Origin of the sequence: Caulobacter sp. 17J80-11, assembly GCF_014349105.1 — a bacterium.
Lineage (GTDB): Bacteria > Pseudomonadota > Alphaproteobacteria > Caulobacterales > Caulobacteraceae > 17J80-11.
This window is the reverse complement of the sequence record NZ_JACSJI010000014.1, coordinates 69,401-91,259: the sequence shown is the minus strand read 5'-3', so window position 1 is coordinate 91,259 and position 21,859 is coordinate 69,401. Positions and strand designations below refer to the sequence as shown.

The window sequence follows — 21,859 nt, the reverse complement described above, 5'->3', positions numbered from 1 at the left end:
ACTCGCGCGGGCGCCTCGCCCTCAGCCCTTCCTCGCCTCCCGGCACGCGCCCGCGAACCGCTTGGCCGTCTCGGCGTCCGGCGGGGCCAGCGGGCCGAGCGTCTGGGCGCCGTAGACCGCGCGCACCTCGCGCGCCGTCTCCAGCCGCTTGAGGAAGTCTTCGGGGATCGGCCCGCGCGCCTCCACGCCGGCCGGGCGTTTGGTCGGATCGGCCACCAGCAGGAACGGCTCGTCGTCCACGCCCACTGACAGTTGCTCTTCGCTGCCCACCGGCGCGAAACCCTCGACCGTGACGATCAGCTCGGCCGGCTTCCTCGCGCAGGCCAGGGTCACCAGCGCCGCCCCGGCCGGGTCGACCGCGGTCAGGGCCACGCCGGTCCCGCTCACCTGCACCGTCCAGCTGTGGGTCTGGGCCGTGGTGGCGGCCGCTTCGCCCGGGGCCGAGGCCGGCTCGGCCGCGGGTTCGCTCGCGTCGCGCGGCCCGCAGGCGGCCAGCAGCGCCGTGGCGGCGAGAACGGACAGGGACAGGCGCATGCGACGCTCCACGATCAGGCTCGACCGTGTCTAACGCATGAAGGCCGCATCAGTCTCGGGCGCTCACGCTTCAGCGGCCCGCGGCGTCGCGATCGCGGTCGTAGGCGCTGTTCGAAAATGGGGACACGCACCGGTGGGGCCGAAAGCGGTGCGTGTCCCGCCTTCCCACGGACGCCGCCCCCCTCAGGGTAGTGAGCGTCATCGCGCCGATGGCGGACCGGGCGGGCGTTCATGCGCGTAATGCTCGTGACCGTGCTCGCGCCCTGGGCCGTGCTCGCCCTCGGAGTGAGGCAGCATCTCCGGGACCGGCGGCGGCAGCAGAAAAAGCGCGGTCAGCAGCGCCGCCACGCCCAGGCCGGTCAGCGGCCACCATAGGCTGATCAACGCGGCCGCGACGTAGGCTCCGGTCGTGACGCTGAACCGCAGCGACAGACGGCGCAGGAAACGCGGATCCAGGCGCGGGTCGAGCAGACGGCCCTGGGCCGCGCCGTAGAACCACTTGCCCAGCCAGGCCACCGAAGGGGCCACCAGGGTGAAGGTCAGGAAGGTCGCGGCCGGCCCGCGCGCGGTCGGGTCGCCCATGTTCTCCATGTAGACCCGCACGGGGAACGGGATGATCGCGATGGTCAGCATGAAGGCCAGGTTGAGCAGGCTGAACACGTGGTCGGCCTTCACGTAGATGCCGCCCATGTAGTGGTGGTGCAGCCAGTAGACCCCGATCGCCAGGGCGCTGAACCCGAAGGCCATGTACTGCGGCCACAGCGCCCGCAGCGCCGCCCACAGGTCGAAGTGGGATTGGCCGTGGGCCGCGTGCGGGGCCTGCAGCTCCAGGATCAGCAGGGTGATGGCGATGGCGAACACCGCGTCGGTGAACGCCTCCAGCCGCTCCAGCCCGCGCGCCAGGCCCAAGGTCCGCACCCGCCGCATGCCGGTCTCCCACAGCTTTCACGGAAGCAACCGGCGCGGCGCGGGGAAGGTCCCGGGCCATTCCTGCCGCGCATTCCCACAAAGGCGGCCCCCCCAGAGCGCGAGCGGAAAAGGGCGTGGCGCAAGGTTGATTGACGGTGAGCTCGAGGGAGGGCCGTCCCGGTCCCGGCGAGATCTCCAGCTGCGAACCTGCCGGACGGCCGATCGAACCCGAGGCCGGGCCTTCGGCCCGCCGCTCCGCGGTGGCGCGCAGCGCCAGCCGGCGCGCGTTCAGCTGGGAGATCGCAGCCGGAGAAGGCGCTGGGCGCGCCCTCCCGCCACAAAGAAAGCGGGCCCGAGAGCGGCGAACTCTCGGGCCCGATTTGTTTCACCGTGCGGACCGCCTCAATCCGCGTCCATCTTCAGCGCCGCGATGAAGGCTTCCTGCGGGATGTCGACCTTGCCGAACTGGCGCATGCGCTTCTTGCCCTCTTTCTGCTTGTCGAGGAGCTTGCGCTTGCGGGTGGCGTCGCCGCCGTAGCACTTGGCGGTCACGTCCTTGCGCAGCGCGCGCACGGTCTCGCGGGCGATGATGCGCCCGCCGATCGCCGCCTGGATCGGGATGACGAACATGTGCTGGGGGATGAGTTCCTTCATCTTCTCGCACATGGCCCGGCCGCGGCCTTCGGCGCGGTTGCGGTGGACCAGCATGGAGAGCGCGTCCACCGGTTCGGCGTTGACCAGGATCTGCATCTTCACCAGGTCGCCGTCGCGGTAGTCGATGATCTCGTAGTCGAAGGAGGCGTAGCCCTTGGAGATCGACTTCAGCCGGTCGTAGAAGTCGAACACCACCTCGTTCAGCGGCAGCTCGTAGACCACCATGGCGCGGCTGCCGACGTAGGACAGCTCCTTCTGCTCGCCGCGGCGGTCCTGGCACAGCTTGATCACCGCGCCGAGGTATTCGTCGGGGGTGAAGATGGTGGCCTTGATCCACGGTTCGGAGATGGAGTCGATCTTCACCGGGTCCGGCATGTCGGCCGGGTTGTGCAGCTCGACGACCTCGCCGTTGGTCATCTTGATCTTGTAGACCACCGACGGGGCGGTCGCGATCAGGTCGAGGTTGAACTCGCGGCTCAGGCGCTCCTGGATGATCTCCAGGTGCAGCAGACCGAGGAACCCGCAGCGGAAGCCGAAGCCCAGCGCCGCGGAGGTCTCCATCTCGTAGCTGAACGAGGCGTCGTTCAGGCGCAGCCGGCCCATGGCCGCGCGCAGGTCCTCGAAGTCGGCGGCGTCGACCGGGAACAGGCCGCAGAACACCACCGGCTGCACTTCCTTGAACCCGGTCAGGGCCTGGGCGGTGGGCTTCTTCTCGTCGGTCAGGGTGTCGCCGACCGCGGCGTGGGCCACTTCCTTGATGGAGGCGGTGATGAAGCCGACCTCGCCCGGGCCCAGGCTGTCGACGTCGGTGGCCTTGGGGCGGAACACGCCGACCTTGTCGACCCGGTACTGGCCGCCGGTCTGCATCATCTTGACCTGCTGACCGACCTTCAGCCGGCCGTCGAACACGCGCACCAGCACCACGACGCCCAGGTAGGCGTCGTACCAGGCGTCGACCAGCAGCGCCTTCAGCGGCGCGTTCTCGTCGCCCTTGGGCGCGGGCAGGCGCTGGACCACCGCCTCCAGCACGTCCTCGATGCCCAGGCCCGACTTGGCGGAGGCCAGCACGGCGTCCGAGGCGTCGATGCCGATCACGTCCTCGATCTGCTGGCGCACCCGCTCGGGCTCGGCCGCCGGCAGGTCGATCTTGTTCAGGACCGGCACGATCTCGTGGTTGTTGTCGATCGCCTGGTAGACGTTGGCGAGCGTCTGGGCCTCGACCCCCTGGGAGGCGTCGACCACCAGGATGGAGCCCTCGCAGGCGGCGAGGCTGCGGCTGACCTCGTAGGCGAAGTCGACGTGGCCGGGCGTGTCCATCAGGTTCAGGACGTACTCGTTGCCGTCCTTGGCCTTGTAGTGCAGGCGCACGGTCTGGGCCTTGATGGTGATGCCGCGCTCGCGCTCGATCTCCATGGAGTCGAGCACCTGCTCCTTCATCTCGCGGCTGGACAGCCCGCCGGTGTGCTGGATCAGCCGGTCCGACAGGGTCGACTTGCCGTGGTCGATGTGGGCCACGATGGAGAAGTTGCGAATACGCTCGAGCGGGGTCGTCATGGGCGCGGGGCCTACCACGGCGCCCCCGCCCCGCCAAGGCGACGGGACGTCTGCGGCGGCCGCTTTACGAAGCGTTCGCCGTGCGGGAGCATGGTGGGCGGGTCGAGCGAGCTTTTTTCCTTCTCCCCTTGCGGGAGAAGGTGGCCGGCGAAGCCGGTCGGATGAGGGGTGTCGGCGCCGAGGCGGCAGGACGAGAGGTTCTATCGCCCAGGACGTTCGACGACGCGCCGCCACCCCTCATCCGGCGCGCTCCGCGCGCCACCTTCTCCCGCAAGGGGAGAAGGGAATTCGCCGCCGACCGAACGAGGGGGAGGACGACATGCGCCTGCTGCTGACCACCGCCGTACTGAGCTTCGCCCTGGCCGGGGCCGCCCAGGCCCAGACCGCGCCGCCGGTCCCCGCGCCGGCCGGGCGCGTTTCGGCCAAGCTGCCGATCGTGCCGCAGCCGACCCCGGACCAGCGGCTGGAGCGGCTGGACGCGGCGCTGACCGACATCGACACCCAGCTGCGCGGGCTGAAGGCCCAGAGTGAATCCCTGACCGGCCTGTCGCCCGACCAGCTGGGCCGCCTGCAGGAGACGCTGGAGCGGCTGTCGCGCACCGAAGCGGCGCTCAGCGGCGCGCTGAAGGACAGCGCCGCGCCGGCCGGGCGCTGAACGCCCTTACGGGGATTTACCTGCGGCGAACTGACTCGGGCGCCGCAAAGACGCCCATTTCCGTGGCAAGGTTGAGCTTCTGATTCGACCTGACCGGAGCGATCTGATGGACCGCCGCACCCTGCTCCTCACCGGCCTGGCCGCCAGCGCCGGCTTCGCCACGCCCGGCTGCGCCTCGACGGGCGCCATGCAGCAAGCCGACGGCAGCGCCGACTACCAGACCGGCAACGAAAGCGCGCCGGTCTATTCCGAGGCCGAGATCGTCCGCGCCGGCTCCAACTTCCTGGGCGTCACCGCCGAGGCCCTGGGCGGCGTGATCGAGCGGGTCTTCTCCGACTACGGCGACCGCCCGACCGGCTACATCGCCGGCGAGGAAGGCTCGGCCGCGCTGACCGTCGGCCTGCGCTACGGCGAAGGCCTGCTCTACATGGCCGGCGGCGCCCAGCCGCAGAAGACCTACTGGCAGGGCCCGTCGATCGGCTGGGACGTCGGCGGCAACGCCGCGCGGGTCTTCACCCTGTGCTACGGCCTGTACCACCCGGAAGCCATCTACCGCCGCTTCCCGGGCGTGGAAGGCTCGGCCTACCTGGTCGGCGGCCTGGGCGTGAATTACCAGAACGCCGACGGCATCATCCTGGCCCCGATCCGCGCCGGCGTCGGCGTGCGCCTGGGGGCCAGCGTCGGCTACCTGGCCTACAGCCGCAAACGCAACATCCTGCCGTTCTGATCGACCTCCCAGGTCCGCAGAACCGAGAGCCCGCGCCGGGAGACCGGCGCGGGTTTTTTCAATCTCCCCCCGAGCAGGCGAGATCGATCAGGGCTTCGGCTTCAGCCGGTCGGTGAGCACCAGCACCACGGCGGTGATCAGGAACATCAGGTGCAGGCCGACCAGCCAGCCCAGCTTGGCGTGGTCGACGCCGGGCGGCTCGTCCGGGTCGGCCAGCTTCATGAAGGCCTTCAGCAGGGTGACGCTGGAGATCGCCACCACCGAGCCGATCAGCTTGACCTTCATCTCCGCGAAATCGACCTGGCCCAGCCAGGCCGGCCGGTCCTCGAGCGGCACCTGATCCATGCGGGCGATGAAGGTCTCGTAGCCGGCGAAGGCCACGATCAGCAGCAGGCCGGCCACCAGGCACAGGTCGATCAGCGACAGGCACAGGACGATCACGTCCTCCACCCGCGAGTTCCAGTCCACCACGCGGGGGATCTCGTAGATCAGCTCCTCCACGAACACGACCAGCAGCACGAACAGGGCCAGCACCAGGCCGAGATAGAAGGGCGCCATCAGCCAGCGGGCGGCGAACAGGCCGCGTTCCAGGCCCCGCTCGAGCTTGGTCTTGTGCATGGGCGAGAGCATGGGCGGCCCGCGCGGGGGCGTCACTCGGGCGTTTCCCCGAGGCGGCGCTTCTCCCCTCCCCTGCAAGCGAAGCGCAGCGGGGGAGGAGATTTCAATGGAAATCGCGGCTCCTCATCCCCGCCGCGGGGTCGCCGACGGCGTCCTGGCGCAGGCGGCGCAGGCGCGGGCTGAGGTCGACGAATTCCTCGGCCACCAGGTGGACGACGTCGCCCTCGACCTGCAGCTTGCCGCGCACCAGCAGGAAGGCCGCGGTCATCACCGTCTTGCGGTTGGCCTCGAAGCGGTCGCGCCAGACCACCACGTTGGCCGCGCCGGTCTCGTCCTCCAGGGTCAGGAAGGTGACGCCCTTGGCCGTGCCCGGCCGCTGACGCACCAGCACCAGGCCCGCCACCGCCGCCTTGCGGCCGTTCTTCTGGGTCCGCAGGGCCTGGGCCGGGACCACGCCCTTCGCCCGCAGCGCCTCGCGGAAGAAGCCGACCGGATGGGCCTTCAGCGACAGCTCGGTGGTCCGATAGTCCTCGACCACGTGTTCGGGCAGGGCCATCAGCGGCAGCATGGGCTGGACCTCGGCCTTCGCCCCCAACCGGGCCAGCGGCGCGCCGGGCGCGTCCAGCCCCTTCACCGCCCACAGCGCCTGGCGCCGGTCGAGGCCCAGCGAGCGGAAGGCGTCGGCCTCGGCCAGCAGCTCCAGCGCCTTCCTCGGCACGCCTGCGGCGGCGAAGGCGTCGGGCGAGGCGGCCCCGGCCTCGCGGGCGGCGACCAGCCGCTCGGCGTCCTCGCGCCGGAAGCCGCGGATCTGGCGGAAGCCGAGGCGGACGGGGAGGAGCGCCTCCAAAGATCTCCCCCCCTTGGGGGGAGCCGCCGCGAAGCGGCGTGGGGGGCTCCAGCCTGGCGCGACGGCGGCGGCCCGCGCCGAGGGCGTTTGCGCCGCTGAGCCCGAGCACTCCGCTGGAGCCCCCCACGCCGCCCTCACGGGCGGCTGCTCCCCCCAGGGGGGGGAGATCTCGTTTCCACCGCTTCGCTCGGGGGAGGATCGTTCAAGCGCCGAGTCCCACCCGCTCGCCATCACGTCCGGGCCCCGCACCTCGACCCCGTGCTCGCGGGCGTCGCGGACCAGTTGGGCCGGCGCGTAGAAGCCCATGGGCTGGCTGTTCAAAAGGGCGGCGCAGAACACGTCCGGGTGCCAGCGCTTCACCCAGGAGGAGGCGTAGACCAGGTTGGCGAAGCTGGCCGCGTGGCTCTCGGGGAAGCCGTAGGAGCCGAAGCCCTCGATCTGCTTGAAGCAGCGCTCGGCGAAGTCGCGCTCGTAGCCGCGCCGGACCATCCCCTCGACGAACTTGTCCCGATAGACGCCGAGGTCGCCCAGGCTCTTGAAGGTGGCCATGCAGCGTCTGAGGCCGTTGGCCTCGGCCGGGCTGAACCGGGCCGCCTCGATGGCCATGCGCATGGCCTGCTCCTGGAACAGCGGCACGCCGAGCGTCTTGCCCAGCACCTCGCGCAGCTCGTCCGGCTCGCCGTGCTCGGGCGAGGGCGAGGGAAACTCCACCGGATCGACGCCGTCGCGCCGGCGCAGGTAGGGATGGACCATGTCGCCCTGGATCGGGCCGGGGCGCACGATCGCCACCTCGATGACCAGGTCGTAAAACTGGCGGGGCTTCAGCCGGGGCAGCATGGACATCTGCGCGCGGCTCTCGACCTGGAACACGCCCACCGAGTCCGCCTTGCACAGCATGTCGTAGACGGCCGGGTCCTCCTTCGGCACCGAGGCGATGTCGGGCAGGTAGACGCCCTTGTCGGCGCTCAGCATGTCGAAGCCGCGCTTGAGCGCGGTCAGCATGCCCAGGGCCAGCACGTCGACCTTCATCAGGCCCAGGGTCTCGACATCGTCCTTGTCCCACTCGATGAAGGTGCGCTCCTCCATGGCCGCGTTGCCGATCGGCACGGTCTCGCTGAGCGGCCGCTCGGTCAGGATGAAGCCGCCGACGTGCTGGGACAGGTGGCGCGGAAAGCCCAGCAGCTCGGTGGCCAGGTCGACGGCGCGCGAAATCTCCGGATTGTCCGGGGCGAAGCCGGCTTGCGCGACGTGTTCGTCCGGCATGCCGTCGCCCCAGCTGCCCCAGACCGTGTCGGCCAGCCGCGCGGTCACGTCTTCGGTCAGGCCCAGCGCCTTGCCGACCTCGCGGATGGCGCTCCTGGGCCGGTAGTGGATGACGGTGGCGCAGATGGCGGCGCGGTCGCGGCCGTATCGTCCGTAGACGTACTGGATCACTTCCTCGCGCCGCTCGTGCTCGAAGTCGACGTCGATGTCGGGCGGCTCGTTGCGCTCGTCGGACAGGAAGCGCTCGAACAGCAGGTTCACGAAGGTCGGGTCGACCGCGGTGATGCCCAGGCAGTAGCAGATCACGCTGTTGGCGGCCGAGCCGCGGCCCTGGCACAGGATCCCGCGGTCGCGGGCGAAGCGCACCACGTCGTGCACGGTCAGGAAGTACTGCGGCAGCTCCTTTTTCGCGACGAAGGCCAGCTCCTTAGTGAGCAGGACCGCGACCTTGGGCGGAATCCCCTGCGGGTAGCGCCACTGCGCGCCCCTCCAGGAGAGCTCGGCCAGCCAGTCGTCGTGGGTGCGCCCCGCCGGCGTGGGCTCGTGCGGGTACTCGTACCTCAGCTGGCCGAGGTCGAAGTCCAGCCGGTCCAGGATCTCGAGCGTGCGGTGAAGCGCGTCGGGATAGGCCGAGAACAGCCGGGCCATCTCTTCGGGCCGCTTCAAGTGGCGCTCGGCGTTGGCCTCCAGCTTCAGGCCGGCCGCGTGGATGGTGGTCTTCTCGCGGATGCAGGTCAGCACGTCCTGCAGCGGCCGGCGCAGCGGGTCGTGGTAGAGCACGTCGTTGGTGGCGACCATCGGCGCGCGGGCGTCCCGGGCCAGACCAGCCAGCCGGTGCAGACGCTTCAGGTCGCGCGCGCCATAAGGCCGGGCCGCAGCCAGGTAGACGTTGCGCCGGAAATCCCCCGACAGCGCTGTCAGGTCCCGCTCGAACGCCTCGTCCAGCGCCTGGGGCGGCACGACCATGAGCACCTGGCCCTCGGCGTGGTCGTAGAGGTCGGCCCAGGTCAGCTCGCAGCCGCCGCTCTCGGCCCGCACCTTGCCCAGCGTCAGCAGCCGCGAGAGCCGCCCGTAGGCCTCGCGGTCGGTCGGATAGCAGAGCACCGACGGCTTGCCGTCGGCGAAGTCCAGCCGGCATCCGACCCGGAAGGGCAGGCCGACCTCCTTGGCCGCGCCCCAGGCCCGCACCACGCCGGCGAGCGTGTTGCGGTCGGTCACCGCCAGGCCGGACAGGCCCAGCGCCGCGGCCGTGAAGGCCAGCTCCTGGGCGTGCGAGCCGCCGCGCAGGAAGGAGAAGTTGGTGGTGACCTGCAGCTCGGCGTAGCGGCCGGTTTCTTTGACGCTCATCCGAACAGTCCGTGCACGAACCATTGCGACGGCCGCTCGCCGCCATACAGGCCGGTGCGGAAGATCCAGAACCGCGCGCCGTCAGTGTCCTCCACCCGGTAGTAGTCGCGCACCCGCTCCGGCGAGGCGTCGGCCAGCGGCTTCTTCCACCACTCCTGGGCGATGCGCTCGGGGCCCTCGGCCCGGCGCACCCGGTGCAGCCGCCCGCGCCAGCGGAAGAACAACGGCGGGTCGTCGGGCACCGGCGCGGTCGCCTCGATCGCCTCGGGCCGGCGGAACAGGCGCACCGGGCGCGGCCGCTCCGGGTCCCAGCCGCCGGCCGGGGCCGACATCGGGGCGGCGTGCGCCACCGCCTTCTCCGGCACCCAGGTCTGCACGGGGGCGGCGCGCCAGACCCGGTCTTCGCCCAGGCGATTGGACAGCCGGTCGACGAACCCGGCGAAGTCCTCGGCGGTGTCGGTCTCGCCGGTCAGGCCGCCTTGCCTGGCCGGGGTCCCCTCGACCCGCCCGGCCTCGATGGTGACCGCCTCGATGCCGAAGCCGGGGTCGACCGCCTCCAGCTTGGGCGCGAACAGCCTGGCCAGGCGCGCGGGATCGCGGGCGGCCAGCGCCGTGCCGGCCGTGAGCGCGTGCGAGGTCCCGTTCAGGCGGTGGAAGACCAGCTCGAACCTGCGCGCCGCCCGCCCGCTCGCCTCCAGCCGGGCGCAGATCTTGGCGCAGGCGTCGGCGGCCACGCGGGCCAGGTCGTCGGGCGCGCTGATCGGCTCGACGAAGGCCAGCCGCTCGAACCACGGCGGCACGGGCCGGCGGAAGACGAGCGCCTCCTCCGCCTCGCCCATCGCCTGATCGAGCCGGGTGAGCAGGCCCATGCCGAACCGCTTGGCCAGCTGGGCGCGCGGCAGGGCGGTCAGCTGCTCCACCGTGCGCACGCCCAGGCGGCGCAGCTGGGCGGCCGCCTCGGGTTCGGGGCGCAGCGCGTCGACGGGGAGCGGCTTGAGCCAGGCGCGGTGCGCGCCGGGAGGAGAGATGGTCCAGTCGGGGCCCACTAAAAGCTCGTCATCCCGGACGCGCGTCAGCGCGAGCCGGGACCCGGCAAGCTCGGCCCCGACGCTGCGAACCCGGGCTGCAACCGGCGTCGCGCTTGCTGGGTCCCGGCTCTCCCGCCCGCTCTCGCGGGCGTCCGGCCGGGATGACGGATCGAGAGGAAACCGCGCCAACGCCCACGCAGCCCCGGCGGTGTCGGCGATCGCGCCGCGGACCGGCACGCCGTTCCCCGCCAGCCGCGCCAGCAGGTCGGCGACCAGCGCCGCCTCGCCGCCCCACAGGTGCGCCAGGCCCGTGACGTCCATCAGCAGGCCGTCCGGCGCGTCGACCGCCACGGCCGGGCTGAAGCGCACGCACCAGTCGCAGAGCTTCTCGAGGCCCTCGCGGTCGGCTTCCGGATCGGCGTCGGCGGTGACGAGCGCCGGGACCAGGGCCAGGGCGTCGGCCAGGGCCTGGCCCACGAACAGCCCCTCGGCCGCGGCCGCCTCGTCGAGGGCCGACAGCCGGCGCGCGCCCTTGACGCTCTCGACCAGGGCGAAGGGGTCAGCCGGCCGCGCGCCGGCGGTCCTCGTGCGCCGCCGGAAGCTGGCGATCGGCCAGTTCGGCGACCACACGGACAGGATCCGCGCCATCGTCCGCCTCCATGATCCAGGCCCCGGGCCGGCCGCCGCGGCAGCGCTCCAGGCTCACCTTCCAGCGCTCGCGCCCCAGGCCGGGCTCGCCGGCTGCGGGCTCGCTGGGCGCGCAGGCTATTCTCCAGCGGGTGGTCGCCGCCGAGGGGCCGTCCTCGGCCGCGCGGCCGGCGCGCACGCCGAACGGGCGCCGCCGCAGCACGAAGCCGGTCGAGCGGCCCTGCTCGCAGGCCAGCTGCAGCCGCCGGCCGGCCACCAGGTCGACGTCCTCGACCTCGCCGACCACCGCGTCGACCCCGCCGGCGCGGAGCGCATCCTCCATGGCCGCCAGGATCTCGGCCTCGGTGCGGGCGGCGACGAACAGCAAGCGGTCGGGCGACAGCCCCAGCTGCTCGAGGCCCGGCGCGTGCAGGTCGGGCCGGCGCGCGGCCCAGACCACCGCGCCGGCGCCCGCCCGCGCCGCCAGCCGGGCGGCGAAGGCGGCCGGAGCGGCGGCGGTCTCCGCCTCCATCCCCTCGCCGCCCAGCTCGTGCCAGCGGCCCAGCGGCAGGCCGCCGCCCGCAAGGCGGCCGTCCACCCGCGCGTCACCGAACGGCAGCACGCCCAAAGCGGGTCCGGAGCTTTCCAGGGCGGCCACGCGCGCGCGCAGGGCCGCCAGACGGGGGGCGGAGGTCATGGCCTTTTCATAACGCTTGATGTTCTTATTTTGTTCTACGTCGGCGCGACGGAGTCAACGGACTCGGAGTCGCAGAATCGGCGCCCGCTTTCGGCGACGGCCGGATAACGTCGTTGCGTCAGGAGCCCTCGCCTTGGAGACGCCCATGCCCTCGCCGTCGGACCGCGCCGCCCTGTTCCGCTCCCTGCACGTCCCCGGACGGCCGGTGGTGCTCTACAACGTCTGGGACGCCGGAACCGCCAAGGCGGTGGCGGCCGCCGGCGCGAAGGCCCTGGCCACCGGCAGCTGGTCGGTGGCGGCCGCCAACGGCTATCCGGACGGCGAACGGGTCCCGCTGGATTTCGTGATCGCCAACGTCGCGCGGATCGCCGGCGCGACAGACCTGCCCCTGACGGTCGACCTTGAGACGGGCTACGGCGCGACGCCGGAAGCGGTCGGCGAGACCCTCGCGCGAGCGATCGGGGCCGGGGCGATCGGCTGCAACCTCGAGGACAGCCTCCCGGCCGACGGGTCCCTGCGCCCGGCCGGCGAGCAGGCGCAGCGGATCGCGGCGGCGCGGGCCGCGGCCGACCGGACCGGAGTGCACGCCTTCCTGAACGCCCGTTGCGACGTGTTCTTCCAGCCGGGGGCCGACAAGGCCGACGAGAGCCTGGTCGCGACCCTGCTGGAACGCGCCCGCGCCTACGCCGACGCCGGGGCGGACGGCCTGTTCGTCCCCGGACTGAGCGAGGCGGCGCTGATCGCCCGGGTGGTCGCGGCCTCGCCCCTGCCGGTCAACGTCATGGCCGCCTCCCCAGACCCCGCCCTGGCCGGGCTGGGCGTGGCCCGCGTGAGCTTCGGCCCCGGCCCCTACCGGCTGGCCATGAAGGCTGTCGAAGACGCCGCCCGCGCGGCCTTCGAGGCGTTCGGGACCGCATAGCGGCGGGAACCGGCCGCCGCTCCCAAGCGTCGGGACGCCGAACCCGACGGAGAAGCGCCATGGCTGCCGACCTCGCCGAGATCGCCGACGGAATCTACCGGATCTCGACCTTCATGCCCGAGGTCGGCGGCCCGGCCGGCTTCACCTTCAACCAGTTCCTGATCCAGGCCGACGAGCCCCTGCTGTTCCACTGCGGCCACCGCGGCCTGTTCCCGGCGGTGTCGGACGCTGTGGCCAAGGTGGTTCCGGTGGAGCGGTTGCGCTGGATCACCTTCGGCCACGTCGAGGCCGACGAGTGCGGCTCGATGAACCAGTGGCTGGCGGCGGCGCCCTCGGCCGAGGTGGCGCACGGGGCCACCGCCTGCATGGTGTCGCTGAACGACCTGGCCGACCGGCCGCCGCGCCAGCTGGCCGACGGCGAGGCGATCGACCTGGGCGGCAAGCGCGTCCGCTACATGGACACCCCGCACGTGCCGCACGGCTGGGAAGCGGGCCTGCTGTTCGAGGAGTCCACGCAGACCCTGCTGTGCGGCGACCTCTTCACCCACGTCGGCCGAGGGCCCGCCCTGACCGAGAGCGACATAATCGAGCCGGCCATGGCGGCCGAGGCGCTGTTCAAGGCCACCAGCCTGGGGGTAGCGACGGTCCCGACCATGCGCCGGCTGGCCCAGCTGAAGCCGACCACCCTGGCCCTGATGCACGGCTCGTCCTTCGCCGGCGACGGAGGGGCCGCGCTCGCGGCCCTGGCCGACGCCTACGACGAGATGATCCGCTCAGCCGAAGCGGACGGAATTTTCCGCCCCGCTGATGCCTCGCCGCCGCTCGCGGGGTTAGGGTCCGCGCACTAGAGCGCGACCAGGCAGGAGACCGCCATGAGCCAGCCCGACGCCACCCTTTCCGGCCGCTTCAAGATCGGCGGCGACATCGAGGTCGTGCGGCTGGGCTTCGGGGCGATGCGGATCACCGGCCCGGGCATCTGGGGGCCGCCGCAGGACCGCGCCGAAGCCATCCGGGTGCTCAAGCGCGTGCCGGAACTGGGCGTGAACTTCATCGACACGGCCGACAGCTACGGCCCGCACGTCAGCGAAGAGCTGATCGCCGAGGCGCTGCATCCCTACGACGGCCTCCTGATCGCCACCAAGGGCGGCCTGCTGCGCCCGGGACCGGACGTGTGGAATCCTGACGGACGCCCGGAGTATCTGCGCGAGTGCGTGCACGGCAGCCTGCGCCGGCTGAAGGTCGAGCGCATCGACCTGTGGCAGCTGCACCGCATCGACCCGAAGGTGCCGCGCGAGGAGCAGTTCGGCGTCATCGCCGACATGATCAAGGAAGGCCTGATCCGCCACGCCGGGCTCAGCGAGGTTTCGGTCGAGGAGATCGAAGCCGCCCGCAAGGTGTTCCCGGTCGCCACCGTGCAGAACCGCTACAATCTGGTCGACCGCGGCTCCGAGGACGTCCTGGACTACTGCGAGGCGCAGGACATCGGCTTCATCCCGTGGTTCCCGCTGGCCGCCGGCGACCTCGCCAAGCCGGGCGGCGTGGCCGCCGCGGTGGCCGCCGACCACGGCGCGACCGCCAGCCAGATCGCGCTCGCCTGGGTGCTGGAGCGCAGCCCGGTCATGCTGCCCATCCCCGGCACGGGCAAGGTGAAGCACCTGGAGGAGAACGTCGCGGGCGCATCGGTGAAGCTGACCGATGAGGAATTCCGTCGGCTGGACGAGGCGGCCCAAGCGCTCTGAAATCGGTCGCTCTGACCCATTTCCGATGCTGCGGCGGCGGGACCGTCGCCGCAGCATCGGAAATGGCCTATAGCGGCGCGCGATGAACCCGCGCGCCGACTCCCCCGCCGTCCGCACCCCGCTCGGACCGGCCCTGATCGTCCTCTACGCCGTCGTCTGCCTGAACCTGATCGGGTTCGGCCTAGCGGTCCCGCTGCTGCCGTTCTTCGCCGAGAGCCTGCACGCGCCGGCCTGGCAGGTGACGCTGATGTTCTCGGCCTATTCGGTCGGTCAGTTCTTCGCCGAGCCGTTCTGGGGCCGGTTGTCGGACCGGATCGGGCGCAAGCCGGTCCTGATGGTCACCACCTTCGCCAACGTGCTGGGCTACGTGGCGCTCGCCTTCGCGCCGAACATTTGGGCCGCGATCGTCATCCGGCTGTTCACCGGCCTGGGCGCCGGCAACATCTCCACCATCCAGGGCTATGTCGCCGACGTCACCCCGCCGGCCGAGCGGGCCGGCCGCATGGGCCTCTTGGGCGCGGCCTTCGGCCTGGGCTTCGTGATCGGCCCGACGGTGGGCGGCCTGCTGGCGGACCCCGAGGCCGGCCACCTCGGCTTCCGCCTGCCGCTGTTCGCGGCCGCGGCCCTGTCGGCGGCGGCCGCCGTCGGCGTGCTGCTGTTCGTGCGCGAGAGCCGCGCCAAGGCCGATCCGGCCGCCCCGCGCCAGCGCTTCCTGGCCGGCCTGCACGAGGCGCGCGCCAATCCGGTGATCTCGCGCGTGCTGCTGGTCACGTTCACCTACATGGCCGCCTTCGCCGGCATGGAGTCGACCTTCGGCCTGTGGGCGCAGGCCGGGTTCAGCTGGGGCCCGCGCGAGGTCGGCATGATCTTCGGCGTGGTCGGCGTGGTCTCCGCCATCACCCAGGCCCTGCTCACCGGCCGCCTGGCCCGCCGGTTCGGCGAGGCGCGGGTGCTGGCCTTCGGCATGGGCCTCTTCGGCCTGACCCTGTTCCTGCAGACCCAGCACCACACGCCGTGGATGGTGCCGGTGCTGACCGGGTTCGGCGTGTTCGGCCAGGCCCTCGCCATGCCCTCGATCTCGGCCCTGATCTCGCGCTCGTCGCCGCCGGACCGGCAAGGCGCCATGCTGGGCCTGAACATGGCCGCCGGCTCGGCCGCGCGGATGAGCGGCCCCATCGTGGCCGGGGCGCTGTTCTCCGGGTTCGGCTCCCACGCCCCGTTCATGCTGGGCGCGGCCCTGACCGTGCCGGCCATGATCATGGCGCTGAACGCCGGCGGCGCCTTCCGCCGCGAGCAGGAGGCCCGGGCCGCGGCCTGACCTATCGGCAAAGTTGCGGAAGGATTGCCTTCCAGCAAAGCTCGCGGCATCTATCCCCAAACGCCGGTTTTTTGTGACGGCGCAGGGGGTAGCTCCATGATCAGACGTCTTCTGGCGACGGCCGCCACGGCCGCCGCGCTGCAGTTCACCCTCGCCGCGCCGGCGCTGGCCGCCCCGCCGCCGATCGAGGCCTACGGCGCGCTGCCGGCGCTGGAGCAGGTGGAGATCTCGCCCGACGGCCAGAAGATCGCCTTCATCGCCACCGTGGGAGGCACGCGCGCGCTGGGCGTGCGCAGCCTGGCCGGCCAGGACCTGGGCGGGGTGAGGCTCGGCGATCAGAAGGTGCGCGACATCCGCTGGGGCGACGACGGGCACGTGCTCATCACCACCTCCATGACCACCAACGTCGCGTTCGCGGCCGGCGGCTACTACTTCGACAAGGGCGAGCACTACACCGCCCAGTCCTACGACATCGCCAAACGCAGCTTCGTCACCCTGCTCGACCACGGCGCCTCGACGACCAGCAACATCACCCGCATCAAGGGCAACGTCACCAACTCCAACATGGTGCTCGGCGCCCCCGAGATCCGCATGGTCGACGGTCAGCCGACCGTGCTCGTCGGCGGCTACGACAAGGAATACAACGGGGTCTGGTTCAAGATCGACCTGAAGACCGGTCAGGGCCGCCTGTTCAACGAGAACTTCGGGGTGCTGGACGAGGCCGGCCAGGTGGTCGCCAAGGAAGAGTACTACGAGGACGAGGGCCGCTGGCGGCTGATGGCCCGCGAGGGGACCAACTGGAAAGAGCTCTACGTCGACGAGGACGCGCGGATCGACACGCCGTCCCTGCTCGGCGCGGGCCGTAAGCCCGGCACCGTGCTGATGGCGGTGCCGGAGAAGACCGCCAACGTCATCTATGAAGTCACGCTGGCGACCGGCGCGCGCACCAAGCTGTCGTTCGGCGACCTCGGCGAAGGCGTGCCGTTCCACGACGGGCGGACCGGCCGGCTGCTGGGCTTCACGTTCACGGGCGAGACCGACACCGAGGTGGTGTTCCTGGACGATGCGCTGGCCAAGTCCTGGGCCTCGATCCGGGCCGGCTTCAAGAACAGCCGCGTCTCCATCCAGTCCTGGACGCCCGACTTCAAGAAGTGGGTGATCGAGACCGAAGGCCCGAACGACGCCGGCAGCGTGCTGCTGGTCGACCTGGTCGCCGGCAAGGCCTCAAAGCTCGGCGGCGCGTATCCGGCCGTGCCCGGCGACGCGGTGAACGAGGTCCGTCTGGTTCACTACAAGGCCGCCGACGGCCTCGACATCCCGGCCTATCTGACCCTGCCGCGCGGCCGCGAAGCCAAGAACCTGGCGCTGATCGTCCTGCCGCACGGCGGGCCGGCGACGCGCGACTACCCCGGCTTCGACTGGTGGGCCCAGGCGCTGGCCTCGCGCGGCTACGCCGTGCTGCAGCCGCAGTACCGCGGCTCGGACGGCTTCGGTCCGGAGTTCCTGGCCGCCGGCTACGGCGAGTACGGCCGCAAGATGCAGACCGACCTGTCGGACGGGGTGCGCTGGCTGGCCAAGGACGGCGTGATCGATCCCAAGCGCGTCTGCATCGCCGGGGCCAGCTATGGCGGCTCGGCGGCCTTGGGCGGCGCGACCCTGGACACCGGCGTCTATCGCTGCGCCTCGGCGGTGGCGGGCGTGGCCGACATCGACTGGAAGATGGCCGACCTGAAGGAGAAGGAAGGCCAGGGCGACACCCAGTCGAACCGCTTCTGGACCCGCTACATGGGCCCCCGCGAGAGCTGGGCTTCGATCAGCCCGATCAAGCACGTGGACCGGGTGACCATTCCCGTCCAGCTGATCCACGGCAAGGACGACGTCGTCGTTCCGATCCAGCACAGCTATCGTTTCCGCGACGCCATGAAGGCCGCCGGCAAGACGGTCGAATTCACCGAGCTCGGAGGCGAGGACCACTGGCTGTCGCGTGGCGAAACCCGCGTGGCGATGCTGCAGGCGCAGATCGCCTTCCTCGAGAAGCACAATCCGCCGAACTGATTCAGCGAAAGCTCGACCGTCGATTGCTTCCGGACCCCGGTCGCGCCAGAGTGCGCGATCGGGGTTATTGCTTGGGGGCCCACATCATGTTCGGAAGAACTTTCGCGACCGCCGCCGCGGCCGCCGTGCTGCAATTCGCGTGTGCCGCGCCGGCCCTGGCCGCGCCGCCGCCGATCGAGGCCTACGGCCAGCTGCCGGGCCTGGACCAGGTCGCGATCTCGCCTAGCGGGCAGAACATCGCCTACGTGGCTCAGGTCGGCGAAAAGCGCCGCCTGGGCGTGCAGACCGTCGCCGGCCAGGCGCTGGGCGTGGTCGACTTGGGCGAGGTGAAGATCCGCAGCATCAGCTGGCTCGACGACACCCACGTGGTGATCGTCCAGTCGGTGACCACCGACAAGTTCTCGGACTTCGGCGACAAGCTCGAGGCCTACAACGGTCAGATCTACAACGTCACGACCCGCAAGTTCGCCACCGTGCTGGACAGCGCCAGCGGCGTGGGCTCCAGCCGCACCGGCGACGAGGTCGTCTACAACCTGTTCAGCCGTTACTGGGTGCGCGAGGTCGACGGGCATCGGCTGATGCTGGTCACCGCCGCCAAGAGCGGCGACAGCACCCTGTTCAAGATCGATCCCGACACCGGCAAGGCCACGCCCTTCATCAAAGACTTCGACGGCATCCTCGACGCCGCGGGCAAGGTGACGGCGAAGGAGGAAGCCCGCTTCGAGCTGGGCCGCTGGCGGCTGCTGGCCGACGACGGGGTGAAGGACCGCGAGCTGTTCGTCTGGAACGGCGGCGAGAAGACGGTCGACTGGCCCAGCCTGCTGGGCTTCGGCCGCACGCCGGACACCGTGCTGGTCTCCATTCCGGAAGGCGGCGAGCGCGACTCCCTCTACGAATTCTCGCTGAAGGACGGCACGAAGAAAAAGCTGGGCATTCCGGGGTCCGGCGACATCTCGCCGATCTATCACCGCGAGACCGGCCGCCTGCTCGGCTTCGAGGTCGCCGGCGCGGAGCGCGGCGAGTACCTGTTCACCGACCCGACCCTGGCGGAGGCCTGGGCCTCGATCGAGGCCGGCTTCCCGGGCAAGCTGGTCACCCGTGAGGGCTGGACGCCGGACTTCTCCAAGATCCTGATCAAGACCGAGGGCAAGGACGATTCCGGCACCTACCTGCTGATCGACCGCGCCGCCCGCAAGGCGATGAAGGTCGGTTCGGCCTATCCGGGCGTACCGGCCGAGGCGGTCAACGAGGTGCGCTGGGTCAAGTACAAGGCCAAGGACGGCCTGGAGATCCCGGCCTACCTGACCCTGCCGCGAGGGCGTGACCCGAAGAACCTGCCTCTGATCGTGCTGCCGCACGGCGGCCCGGCGGCCCGCGACAACGCCGGCTTCGACTGGTGGTCGCAGGCGATCGCCTCGCGCGGCTACGCCGTGCTGCAGCCGCAGTTCCGCGGCTCCGACGGCTTCGGCCGCGCCTTCCTGGAAGCCGGCTACGGCAAGTGGGGCAAGGAGATGCAGACCGACCTGTCGGACGGCGTGCGCTACCTGGCCGCAGAAGGCATCGCCGATCCCAAGCGGGTCTGCATCATGGGCTGGAGCTACGGCGGCTACGCGGCCATGGCCGGCCCGACCCTGGACCCGGGCGTCTACCGCTGCGCGGTGGCCGGAGCGGGCGTCGCCGACATCCGCAAGATGCTGCTGTGGGTGAAGGGCTTCGGCGCCAAGGACACCCCGGGGACCCGCTACTGGAAGCGCAACATGGGCGCCGCCAAGGTCGACGACCGCAACCTCGACGCCGTCTCGCCGGCCCTGCACGTCGACCAGGTGAGCGTGCCGATGCTGCTGATCCACGGCACCGACGACACCGTGGTGCCGATCGAGCAGAGCCAGATGATGGCCGACGCGCTGAAGAAGGCCGGCAAGCCCTACGAGTTCGTCACCCTGCAGGGCGAGGACCACTGGATCTCCACCGGCTCCAGCCGGACCAAGATGCTGCAGGCGGCCATCGCCTTCATCGAGAAGAACAACCCGCCGAACTGAGCCGGCGGCCTTGCCCTTGGGGCGGTTTCCATATAGGAAGCCGCCCTTTCCGGGATCGCCAGGCCCTAGACATGCCTTGGCGGTCCGTCACGCTACTAAGAAGGGCGGATTTCGGTCCGCAGCGAAATGTCTAAGTACAAACTGAAGACCAAATCGGGCGCCAAGAAGCGCTTCAAGCTGACCGCGACGGGCAAGATCAAGGCCGGCGTGGCGGGCAAGCGTCACCGCTTGATCAGCCACAATTCCAAGTACATCCGCCAACAGCGCGGCACCGCGGTGCTGAGCGAGGCGGACGCTCGGATCGTCAAGTCCTACATGCCGTACGCCAAGTAATCAGGTCAGCGAGGAGCACGAATTATGGCCCGCGTTAAACGGGGCGTGACCTCTCACGCCAAGCACAAAAAAGTCCTGAAGCAGGCGAAGGGCTTCTACGGCCGCCGCAAGAACACCATCCGCACGGCCAAGGCCGCGGTGGACAAGGCCGGCCAGTACGCCTACCGCGACCGTCGCAACAAGAAGCGCAACTTCCGCAGCCTGTGGATCCAGCGCATCAACGCCGCGGCCCGCCTGGAAGGCTTCACCTACAGCCAGTTCATCCACGGCCTGGACGTCGCCGGCATCGACATCGACCGCAAGGTCCTGGCCGACGTGGCCGGCGCCGATCCGGCCGGCTTCAAGGCGATCGCCGACAAGGTCCGCGCGGCGCTCGCGGCCTAAGCTTCGGCCTGAACCGAACCCAGAGAGCGCCCTTTCCGCCCCGGCGGGAAGGGCGTTTTCGTTTCCGGCGTCAGGCGGCGCGGCCGCCCCCGGAAATCGCTTGCCAAGACCGCCCGCGACCGCTTGAGACGACCGCCATGACCGATCTTTCCGTTCTCGAATCCGACCTGCTCGGCGCCGTCGCGGCTGCGTCCGACCTCGCCGCCCTGGAGGAGGTGCGCGTCTCAGCCCTCGGCAAGCACGGCTCGATCTCGGCCCTGCTGAAGGGCATGGGCGCGATGAGCCCGGACGAGCGCAAGGAAAAGGGCCCGCTGATCAACGGCCTGCGCGACCGCGTGCAGACCGCCATCGCCGAGCGCAAGGCCGCTCTGGAGGAAGCCGCGCTTTCCGCAAAGCTGGCCGCCGAGCGCGTCGACCTGACCCTGCCCGCCCCGCCGCGCCGCAAGGGCTCGGTGCACCCGACCATGCAGGTGATGGACGAGCTGGTGGAGATCTTCGCCCAGATGGGCTTCGAAGTCGCCGAAGGGCCCGACATCGAGGACGACTGGCACAACTTCACGGCGCTGAACTTCCCGCCCAAGCACCCGGCGCGGGAGATGCACGACACCTTCTTCTTCAATCCCGATGAGAAGGGCGAGCGCAAGCTGCTGCGCACGCACACGTCGCCGGTGCAGGTGCGCACCATGGTCAGCCAGAAGCCGCCGATCCGCATCGTCGCGCCGGGCCGCGTGTTCCGCTGCGACAGCGACCAGACCCACACGCCGATGTTCCACCAGATCGAAGGCCTGGTGATCGACCGCGACATCAACATGGGTCACCTGAAGTGGACGCTGGAGACCTTCCTCGGCCGCTATTTCGAGACCGACACGGTGGCCACCCGCTTCCGCCCGCACCACTTCCCCTTCACCGAGCCGTCGGCGGAGATGGACGTGCGCTGCGACCGCTCCGGCGGCGAGGTGAAGGTCGGTCAGGGCGACAGCTGGCTGGAGATCCTGGGCTGCGGCATGGTGCACCCCAACGTGCTGCGCCAGGTCGGCATCGACCCGAACGAGTTCCAGGGCTTCGCCTTCGGCCTCGGCGTCGACCGCCTGGCCATGCTGAAGTACGGCATGCCGGACCTGCGCGACATGTTCGCGTCGGACACCCGGTGGCTGCAGCACTACGGCTTCAGCGCCTACGCCGTCCCGAACGCCGCCACCGGGCTGGACTGATGGTCACCACGGAAGCCGATTTCACGCCGATGCAGGCCCTGCTGGAGCGCATCCCCGGCGTCGCCTACCTCGGCGCCGGCGGCTCGGTCGACGCCGGCTGGTGGGTCAGCCTCGACATCGACGTCGACCACCCGCTGGCCTGGCAGGTGGTCCAGCAGCTCAGCCACGTGCTGAACTTCCTGGCCCGCGAAGAGGACTGGCCGACCATCCTCACGCCGATCGCGCCGACCACCATCGGCGGGCCGAAGACCAGCCTCTCCTGGGCCATCGACGTCGGCCCCGACTATCCGCCGGCCGAATGCGCGCGCCAGCTCCAAGCCGTCCTGCCCGACCCGGTCGAGGACGAGATCGAGTGGCAGAAACGCGACGCGGCCAACGACGACTCCGACGAGCTCTGAGAC

Annotated in this window: 19 protein-coding genes; 12 read left to right on the top strand and 7 right to left on the bottom strand. The window is 70.9% G+C overall.

Going from position 1 to position 21,859, the window contains the following annotated elements; all coding sequences use genetic code 11:
* Nucleotides 1-21: 21 nt before the first annotated feature.
* From H8B08_RS14430 to lepA, 3 genes are all read right to left on the bottom strand, one after another.
* The gene (locus H8B08_RS14430) at nt 22-534 is read right to left on the bottom strand and encodes a hypothetical protein (RefSeq protein WP_187450889.1); all 513 of its coding nucleotides are present in this window, start codon (nt 532-534) and stop codon (nt 22-24) included.
* Between the two features lie 198 nt (nt 535-732).
* Nucleotides 733-1,461 (bottom strand): TMEM175 family protein, encoded by a 729-nt coding sequence (locus H8B08_RS14425; protein ID WP_187450888.1) that lies wholly within the window; start codon nt 1,459-1,461, stop codon nt 733-735.
* A gap of 384 nt (nt 1,462-1,845) precedes the next feature.
* Nucleotides 1,846-3,651 carry a translation elongation factor 4 gene (lepA, locus tag H8B08_RS14420; protein WP_187450887.1) on the bottom strand — a complete coding sequence of 602 codons (1,806 nt, stop codon included), beginning with the start codon at nt 3,649-3,651 and terminating at the stop codon, nt 1,846-1,848.
* A 319-nt stretch (nt 3,652-3,970) separates the two neighbouring features.
* Here lepA and H8B08_RS14415 point away from each other — a divergent pair, with 319 nt between their 5' ends.
* Together H8B08_RS14415 and H8B08_RS14410 are read left to right on the top strand one after the other, a co-directional pair.
* Nucleotides 3,971-4,306 (top strand): hypothetical protein, encoded by a 336-nt coding sequence (locus H8B08_RS14415; protein ID WP_187450886.1) that lies wholly within the window; start codon nt 3,971-3,973, stop codon nt 4,304-4,306.
* 106 nt (nt 4,307-4,412) lie between these two features.
* The gene (locus H8B08_RS14410; protein WP_187450885.1) at nt 4,413-5,033 is read left to right on the top strand and encodes a DUF1134 domain-containing protein; all 621 of its coding nucleotides are present in this window, start codon (nt 4,413-4,415) and stop codon (nt 5,031-5,033) included.
* Between the two features lie 87 nt (nt 5,034-5,120).
* On the opposite strand, the gene H8B08_RS14405 is transcribed toward H8B08_RS14410, so the two are convergent.
* The 4 genes from H8B08_RS14405 to H8B08_RS14390 all read right to left on the bottom strand — a co-directional run bounded on the left by H8B08_RS14405 (nt 5,121) and on the right by H8B08_RS14390 (nt 11,460).
* Nucleotides 5,121-5,663, bottom strand: coding sequence for a TIGR00645 family protein (locus H8B08_RS14405; RefSeq protein ID WP_255500851.1), 543 nt, complete (start codon nt 5,661-5,663; stop codon nt 5,121-5,123).
* Nucleotides 5,664-5,754: 91 nt separating this feature from the next.
* Complete coding sequence (locus tag H8B08_RS14400; RefSeq protein WP_187450884.1) at nt 5,755-9,108, bottom strand: error-prone DNA polymerase; 3,354 nt, start codon at nt 9,106-9,108, stop codon at nt 5,755-5,757.
* Entirely contained in the window at nt 9,105-10,784 is a 1,680-nt protein-coding gene (locus H8B08_RS19305) for a DNA polymerase Y family protein (protein WP_255500850.1), read from the bottom strand. Before H8B08_RS19305 ends, H8B08_RS14400 begins: the two co-directional genes overlap by 4 nt.
* Nucleotides 10,696-11,460, bottom strand: a complete 765-nt coding sequence (locus H8B08_RS14390; RefSeq protein ID WP_187450883.1) for an ImuA family protein — start codon at nt 11,458-11,460, stop codon at nt 10,696-10,698. Before H8B08_RS14390 ends, H8B08_RS19305 begins: the two co-directional genes overlap by 89 nt.
* Nucleotides 11,461-11,605: 145 nt before the next feature.
* Here H8B08_RS14390 and H8B08_RS14385 point away from each other — a divergent pair, with 145 nt between their 5' ends.
* The 10 genes from H8B08_RS14385 (at nt 11,606) to H8B08_RS14340 (ending at nt 21,856) form a co-directional block, all read left to right on the top strand.
* Nucleotides 11,606-12,379 (top strand): isocitrate lyase/phosphoenolpyruvate mutase family protein, encoded by a 774-nt coding sequence (locus H8B08_RS14385; protein ID WP_187450882.1) that lies wholly within the window; start codon nt 11,606-11,608, stop codon nt 12,377-12,379.
* Between the two features lie 59 nt (nt 12,380-12,438).
* Nucleotides 12,439-13,227, top strand: a complete 789-nt coding sequence (locus H8B08_RS14380) for an MBL fold metallo-hydrolase (protein WP_187450881.1) — start codon at nt 12,439-12,441, stop codon at nt 13,225-13,227.
* 24 nt (nt 13,228-13,251) lie between these two features.
* Nucleotides 13,252-14,118 carry an aldo/keto reductase gene (locus H8B08_RS14375; RefSeq protein ID WP_187450880.1) on the top strand — a complete coding sequence of 289 codons (867 nt, stop codon included), beginning with the start codon at nt 13,252-13,254 and terminating at the stop codon, nt 14,116-14,118.
* An 82-nt stretch (nt 14,119-14,200) separates the two neighbouring features.
* Nucleotides 14,201-15,436 carry an MFS transporter gene (locus H8B08_RS14370; RefSeq protein ID WP_187450879.1) on the top strand — a complete coding sequence of 412 codons (1,236 nt, stop codon included), beginning with the start codon at nt 14,201-14,203 and terminating at the stop codon, nt 15,434-15,436.
* Between the two features lie 96 nt (nt 15,437-15,532).
* Nucleotides 15,533-17,491: a S9 family peptidase gene (locus H8B08_RS14365; protein WP_187450878.1), complete on the top strand. Its 1,959-nt coding sequence runs from the start codon at nt 15,533-15,535 to the stop codon at nt 17,489-17,491.
* 86 nt (nt 17,492-17,577) lie between these two features.
* Nucleotides 17,578-19,530 carry a S9 family peptidase gene (locus H8B08_RS14360; protein ID WP_187450877.1) on the top strand — a complete coding sequence of 651 codons (1,953 nt, stop codon included), beginning with the start codon at nt 17,578-17,580 and terminating at the stop codon, nt 19,528-19,530.
* Nucleotides 19,531-19,656: 126 nt separating this feature from the next.
* Entirely contained in the window at nt 19,657-19,863 is a 207-nt protein-coding gene (rpmI, locus tag H8B08_RS14355) for a 50S ribosomal protein L35 (protein ID WP_187450876.1), read from the top strand.
* Between the two features lie 24 nt (nt 19,864-19,887).
* On the top strand, nt 19,888-20,247 hold the full coding sequence (gene rplT / locus H8B08_RS14350; protein WP_163262036.1) for a 50S ribosomal protein L20: 360 nt from the start codon (nt 19,888-19,890) through the stop codon (nt 20,245-20,247).
* A 137-nt stretch (nt 20,248-20,384) separates the two neighbouring features.
* Nucleotides 20,385-21,458, top strand: a complete 1,074-nt coding sequence (gene pheS / locus H8B08_RS14345; RefSeq protein WP_187450875.1) for a phenylalanine--tRNA ligase subunit alpha — start codon at nt 20,385-20,387, stop codon at nt 21,456-21,458.
* A complete protein-coding gene (locus tag H8B08_RS14340; protein WP_187450874.1) occupies nt 21,458-21,856 on the top strand; it encodes a hypothetical protein in 399 nt (132 codons plus the stop codon). The genes pheS and H8B08_RS14340 overlap by 1 nt, the downstream gene beginning before the upstream one ends.
* Nucleotides 21,857-21,859: the final 3 nt, after the last annotated feature.